This is a genomic window from Bradyrhizobium sp. MOS002, assembly GCF_003020115.1.
Classification (GTDB): Bacteria; Pseudomonadota; Alphaproteobacteria; order Rhizobiales; family Xanthobacteraceae; genus Bradyrhizobium.
In genome coordinates this window covers 1-5,502 of sequence record NZ_PYFX01000048.1, presented here as the reverse complement: position 1 = coordinate 5,502, position 5,502 = coordinate 1, and the positions used below count along the sequence as shown (strand labels likewise).

General features: G+C 59.1%; 8 protein-coding genes. 3 read left to right on the top strand and 5 right to left on the bottom strand.

Features of this window, described 5'->3' with window-relative positions; translation table 11 throughout:
- Positions 1 to 430: 430 nt before the first annotated feature.
- On the bottom strand, positions 431 to 670 hold the full coding sequence (locus C7G41_RS36550) for a hypothetical protein (protein WP_146159898.1): 240 nt from the start codon (positions 668 to 670) through the stop codon (positions 431 to 433).
- Between the two features lie 759 nt (positions 671 to 1,429).
- Between C7G41_RS36550 and C7G41_RS36545 the strand changes: the two genes are divergently transcribed.
- Complete coding sequence (locus tag C7G41_RS36545; protein WP_306768100.1) at positions 1,430 to 1,633, top strand: hypothetical protein; 204 nt, start codon at positions 1,430 to 1,432, stop codon at positions 1,631 to 1,633.
- Positions 1,634 to 2,250: 617 nt separating this feature from the next.
- Here C7G41_RS36545 and C7G41_RS36540 read toward each other — a convergent pair.
- Both C7G41_RS36540 and C7G41_RS39155 read right to left on the bottom strand, forming a co-directional pair.
- Positions 2,251 to 2,526, bottom strand: a complete 276-nt coding sequence (locus C7G41_RS36540; RefSeq protein WP_106947038.1) for a hypothetical protein — start codon at positions 2,524 to 2,526, stop codon at positions 2,251 to 2,253.
- A gap of 189 nt (positions 2,527 to 2,715) precedes the next feature.
- Positions 2,716 to 2,952 (bottom strand): PilZ domain-containing protein, encoded by a 237-nt coding sequence (locus C7G41_RS39155; protein ID WP_106947037.1) that lies wholly within the window; start codon positions 2,950 to 2,952, stop codon positions 2,716 to 2,718.
- A gap of 117 nt (positions 2,953 to 3,069) precedes the next feature.
- Between C7G41_RS39155 and C7G41_RS36530 the strand changes: the two genes are divergently transcribed.
- Positions 3,070 to 3,261, top strand: a complete 192-nt coding sequence (locus tag C7G41_RS36530; protein ID WP_106947036.1) for a hypothetical protein — start codon at positions 3,070 to 3,072, stop codon at positions 3,259 to 3,261.
- 75 nt (positions 3,262 to 3,336) lie between these two features.
- On the opposite strand, the gene C7G41_RS36525 is transcribed toward C7G41_RS36530, so the two are convergent.
- Both C7G41_RS36525 and C7G41_RS36515 read right to left on the bottom strand, forming a co-directional pair.
- Entirely contained in the window at positions 3,337 to 3,684 is a 348-nt protein-coding gene (locus C7G41_RS36525) for a hypothetical protein (protein WP_245446911.1), read from the bottom strand.
- Positions 3,685 to 4,086: 402 nt separating this feature from the next.
- A complete protein-coding gene (locus C7G41_RS36515) occupies positions 4,087 to 4,431 on the bottom strand; it encodes a response regulator (protein ID WP_106947034.1) in 345 nt (114 codons plus the stop codon).
- Positions 4,432 to 5,084: 653 nt separating this feature from the next.
- On the opposite strand from C7G41_RS36515, the gene C7G41_RS36505 reads away from it, so the two are divergent.
- On the top strand, positions 5,085 to 5,468 hold the full coding sequence (locus C7G41_RS36505) for a hypothetical protein (protein ID WP_245446910.1): 384 nt from the start codon (positions 5,085 to 5,087) through the stop codon (positions 5,466 to 5,468).
- The last annotated feature ends 34 nt before the right edge of the window (positions 5,469 to 5,502 follow it).

The window sequence follows — 5,502 nt, the reverse complement described above, 5'->3', positions numbered from 1 at the left end:
TCACTCGACGATCGGTTACCTCAGCCCTGTTGAGTTCGAGCGCAAGGTGGGATTAGCTTAACCCGCTGTCCATCAAACCGGCAGCAGCTCACTAAACAACTTCTGGAGCGTGGGGGGAGTAGAAGAGCGAGAATGGAAGAACTTATTGCTCAACTTGAGAAGTTTCGAGCGGAGGCAGGTTATTGTGCTCGCTTGGCGAGACCTGTACCCGATAGGCAGACGCGAGCGTTGTTCGAACGGCTCGCAGAACGGGTACAAGAGATGGTTCAGGAAATCGAGACGACGATCGCCGCGCGAACGAAGCCGAGTGGTCGCTGGCAATGATCGTCCGGTGACGAACTCCACAGGCTGGCGAGTGCGGCGTCCACATGATTTGCGAGTGGCTTCGCGCGCTTAGGCGGAGACCGCCCTTCTAAATATCATGCCGCGCTCAGTGCAGCGTCACCTGAGCGGGCGCACTCGGAAGACGCAACCGAGCATGACATGCGTCGATCTCCGGCTGACGGGGCGAGGGGAGCTCATCGACCTTATCCAGCGCTTGGATCAATTCCGATAACCAAGCCGCGCTGGTCGCGGGGGTGCTTGGGTGTAACGCTCCATGGCTCTTCATGCCGGGAAGAGAGGCTGAAATGACGCCACCGTAAATCGCGTCCAGAAGCACGTTCAACATGACCGCCATCCCCTTATTGATTGGCAACCACGCTAAGCACGGATTGTTTCAGAGATACTTCACGGTGCTCACGGAATGGCTTCGCGGCTGTTTACCTGTGCGCACGGGTATATTGGCCATTTGTTGAACGCGGCGGCGGGAGAGGGTGCTAAGTGGTCGATATGAGCGCTCCCTAGCGCGGTCGCTGCAATTGCGGCGGTTGAGATTTCAAACACTTACGTGGACTCCGCGGCATGGGGCTGGACGTTGCTTGAGACGAAATGGCAATGGTCAGTGCTCGCTCCTGATCCTGGGTGGAGGCGAATAGCCAGCCTGATTGGATGTGCCGATTTCCGATAGGCCTCGGTACTCCACCGGACATGCGCAGCCGTCTAGATGGAACTACCCTGCCTGCTTTTGGGACCATTTCAGATGACGCGCAGCAAGGAGCGGGGCAGCCCACCGATCCTCATTTGCAGCAAATGCAGGCGGCGAATGGATTACCTCGCGACGCTGCCAGCGATTGTGAACCTACCCGCAATGTATGCTTACAGATGCCTCCCGTGCCTGAGAGTCGACACGATCGTTCTGGGGTAGGCGATGACGCTTATCCACACCCACGATGGGCGGTGGCTCGCAGCCTCCCGATGCCCCTATCAATCGACAATTTGCAGCCCGTAATGAACCGCGTTTCAGTGGGGCATGCCTCGCCACGCGCGCCATAACGCCACCCCTGTCGGTCGTCGCCCGGATAAGATCACCTTCGGCGAGCTGCGAGAGATGGGCGTTCGAGGCGTCGTGGTCTGGTGCGCCAACTACCGTTGCAGCCATTGGGTCGCGATCAGCGCGGACCCGTGGCCGGACCAGACGCCGCTCTCCGACATCGAGGAGCGCTTTGTCTGCACGGCCTGCGGCGGGCGCGGCGCCGACGTTCGGCCCAACTGGAGCACCAAAGGTCGTCCTCGTGCCACGGCGGGTCGCTGAGCCAAGGCGGGCGGGGCGGCCCTCGACGGTCCGAGCCCCGATCGCAAATCGGGTGTGTCGAAAACCCAAGATCGAGTTTATGGTGCCGAAATCACCGCTCGGTCCAAGGCCTATATCGGTGACTGAGAGTGCTTCACGCTCCCGCCCTCTACCGAGAGGATGCCATGTGTGAGCGCTGCCTTCACTGCGACGATCAAATCACCCGCTACCGCCGCTTGGCATCCCGCATCAACGACCGGATGGCGCAAGCATAGCCGAGCTGATTGAAACCGCGCTCGCCAAAAAGGCAGCATTTCATCCCGAGCCGGAGCGGACGTAGCGCGGCATTGATTGCCGGCACCCGAGGATTGTGTGGTAATCGGCCAATCCTACTAGCGGAATGAGTGTTTGATCTCACGCAGGAGCCTCAGCGCCGCGTCAGTATATTGCCCATAGGACCACTGCTGGTCCGCAAGACAGGTCGCCGCCAGTACGAGAGCAGCTATAGCGACGGCCTTGATCATGGGCTCTTCCGCCTTTGCGTCACGCGCGCGTCGACCAAGACCTCGGCGACAGCATCGCGCGGGCGGTCGTCCTGAACAATGCAGATCAACCAGCCGATCGGGGTGGTGGCCGCGTTACGCGCGCGCGTCAGGTGTTCCGCCAGCACTATCATGGCGAGGTCGTAGCTCAGCTCGATCTGCTCGGCGGATTCGAGGTGAGCTTGCCAGTGGCTTCAGCCTTAATTGCGAGCCGGTAATCTCCGCGCGGCCACCGGCGAGGAGCCGCTCGACCACAGCATCGCTGATTACCTTGACACCGAAGCGCCAGCCTCCGCGCGGCCGCCGCTCAAACGGGCCATGTTGGAGCAAGCGCAGGAAATAGCGCTCATTGTAGTTCTTCTGATCGGTCATCAGTTAGCCCCGCCCGGTGCCGGCGAGCAGGACCGTGATTTAGCGCTTGCGATAAGTCAACCGGTCACCGACGAGATCTGCGGTTCCGGCCGGCAAGACGATCTCTAGGCACCGCGAAGCCGGGATCATGGGCGTCCCTGAGGCGTGCCTTCTAGCCCGCGCGCGCCAATGGCCAGCACAGGGCGATGATCAGGAGAACGCAACGCCGATCCGTCCTTCCGACCGCCACACCGCTCGACAGGAAAGCTGGGACTGCGCGCTCGGAATGATCAATGTGAACTCGTGCGGAATGCCAGATGCGCTGGGCACGTCCAGATTGGCGCCCAGATCGGAGAAGTTTCGGACGACGCAACTGAAGGCGCCTCCGGGAAACTCGATGAGTGCCGACTTGAATACACGTCGGCGGCGAGCGGTTCGCTTTTCCATGAGCCGGGTTTTAAGCCAGCTTTTCTTACAGATCGATAAAGCTGTCGCGGAAAGTCGCGGTACAATTTGGGGGCCAAATACAGAAATCGTTTACCTAGGCTGGTCGGGCAAAGTGAGTTGAGCCTGCGCTACCATTTAGCGACTCTTTTACTCGGCAAGGCTACCGTTCTCCCGATGATCAAGGGCGTAACCATAGCTGCTCTTGTACTGGCGGCGGCCAGTCTCGCAGACCAGCAGATGTCGTACGGGCGCTACACGGACGCGGCGCTGAAACTCGTGCGTGAGATCGATCATTCATTCCGCCGATAGGGCGCGAGCCAAACGGCTGGGCTATGGCGACCAGCTATCTCTTGGGTATGAGCGGTAGATGTAACCCGTTGCGCACTACGCTTGATCTAAATCGACAAGATACGCCAGGACCAAATCTTCTGTCTGAGCTTTGAGGGCGGCGTCTCGATAGATAGCGATTTCGGCTTGGTCAGCTCTGCGAATTGTCAACTTCGCGGTCGAGGAGCAAAGCGGCACGCCGTTCGATGTCATGCCGATCAGGTCCTCACGAACCCAGTCCTCTTTGCATAACTCGAAGGCTTCGGGGAAATTCTTCGCCTCGAAGGCGAACGTAGCTTTGCCGTCAACGTCCATGGTGAATACGGAGCCCGAGAAAACGGTCATTGATCTCACTGTTAATGCCGCATCGGTCAGTTTTGGAGGCGCAATGACGAGACTGGACATTCAGGTCAGCCCAGAGCCATGTAAGACAGCATAGCTTGGGATAGTAGCCAGGTACAATGCGGGCGGGGGGAGCTATGGCGTCTGTGCTTCTGATCGAGGATGAAGCGCTCATACGCATGATGGTTGCGGACATGCTGGTCGAGCTAGGTCATAGCGTGGCTGGGGAGGCTAACGATGTGCAGGGAGGGCTTCTGCTCGCTTCGGCGGCTGGCGTTGATGCCGCCATCCTCGACATCCAGCCTCTGTCCCCATCGCGGAGGCGCTGCAAAGCAGAAGCGTTCCGTTTGCGTTTGCGAGCGGGTATGAGGCGGGCGGCGTGCCTGAAGGATTTCGGAATTATCCCGTCCTTCAAAAGCCCTTCACAATCGAGGAGCTTGAACGCTGCTTAGCGACCCTGTTGCGTTAACAAACGCCGGTCGTCTGCTGCATCACGCGGGCTAGGTCTTCTTCAGAGAACGGCTTCCTGAGCATCGGGAAACCATCACGCCTCCGCTCGCGGCCGGATAGCTGAAGAACGTTGAGCGTCGGACGAATGCGCGTGGCACGCTCGGCCAGTTCATGACCATCCATGCCGGGCATATTGATGTCGGTGATCAAGATCGAAATGTTTTGGTGGCGCGTCAACGTTTCCAGAGCTTCATCGCCGCTGTGTGCGCATACCACGTTGCAACCAATGTCTTCGAGCATGCTCGCGATCACGTCGAGTACGGCGGCGTCATCATCAACGACGAGAACTGTATGGGTCATGAAGAACCTCTGCGTATTAACATACGTGAACTTCGGAGGTTCCAGATGACATCCCTTTGTGGTTGAGAGCCACGCTCGGTGCGACCAGGCGCAGACCACACCAGGGACCAATGCGCGGCCGGCTCAATTCGACGGAACCGGAACCTTGCTTATACGTTTTGCGTCGGTGCACCGATTGGGAAACGAGAGCATGGCACGGCGTAGCAGGGTCATCCAATCCACCTCCCTTGAACTACGGCTCACCTAGGAAGCGAAGCGCCTTCGCGAGGAGGCGTTGCAACTTCCTCCGGGTGCTGCCCGCGAAGAACTGATCCGAAAGGCTCGGCAAGCGGAAACCGGTTCGCATATGAGCGAGTGGCTCGCATCTCCCGGGCTACAGCGCCTACTTAACCGATCAGATCGAGATAGAACGGCACCCCTAGCATCGAGGGCGTTCCGCTGGAAGAACGCTCTATCACACCGCGTTCTCTAGCCGTTCAGCGCCCGTTCTCGTTGACGTTGAAAATACAACCTGGAATCGCGATTGCGGTTGTATGAGAGAGCGCGTGGGAACGCCCGTTTGGCTTCGCGGTTGAGAGTCGTGATCTAAGGTAGGTAGACTGCCCCGCCGTCGGCTCTCAACACCGACGGCGGGCTTTTTGTGAGTTGCGTAAGTGGCAAAGCGTACCAGAGCACCGGCCAAGAAGCCGCGAGCTTTCATGCCGGGCTTTATCGGCCCCCAGCTTGCGACCCTGAAGATGAAAGCCCCTTCGGGGGCTCAGTGGATTCACGAAGTCAAATACGACGGCTACCGCGTACAGCTCCACATCGACGGCGACGACCGTAAGGCCTTCACCCGAAACGGGCATAATTGGGTCGACAGGTTCTCGGTCATTGCCGGCGCTTTCGACATCGAGGGGCAATCCATTGTCGATGGTGAGGTGGTCGTCATCCACGAAGAGCGTACCAACTTCTCCGAACTTCAGGCGGATCTCGGTCGAGCGACCAGGACCGCCTCGTTTTCTTCGCCTTCGATCTCCTGTGGTTGGACGGCGTAGACCTGCGCAAACATGCGCAGCTTGCCCGCAAGGA

Coding starts and splice junctions, on each gene's coding strand:
- C7G41_RS36525 (WP_245446911.1), bottom strand. CDS start 3,684: ATGTCCAGTCTCGTCATTGCGCCTCCAAAACTGACCGATGCGGCATTA.
- C7G41_RS36545 (WP_306768100.1), top strand. CDS start 1,430: ATGGGCGTTCGAGGCGTCGTGGTCTGGTGCGCCAACTACCGTTGCAGC.
- C7G41_RS36515 (WP_106947034.1), bottom strand. CDS start 4,431: ATGACCCATACAGTTCTCGTCGTTGATGATGACGCCGCCGTACTCGAC.
- C7G41_RS39155 (WP_106947037.1), bottom strand. CDS start 2,952: ATGGAAAAGCGAACCGCTCGCCGCCGACGTGTATTCAAGTCGGCACTC.
- C7G41_RS36550 (WP_146159898.1), bottom strand. CDS start 670: ATGTTGAACGTGCTTCTGGACGCGATTTACGGTGGCGTCATTTCAGCC.
- C7G41_RS36540 (WP_106947038.1), bottom strand. CDS start 2,526: ATGACCGATCAGAAGAACTACAATGAGCGCTATTTCCTGCGCTTGCTC.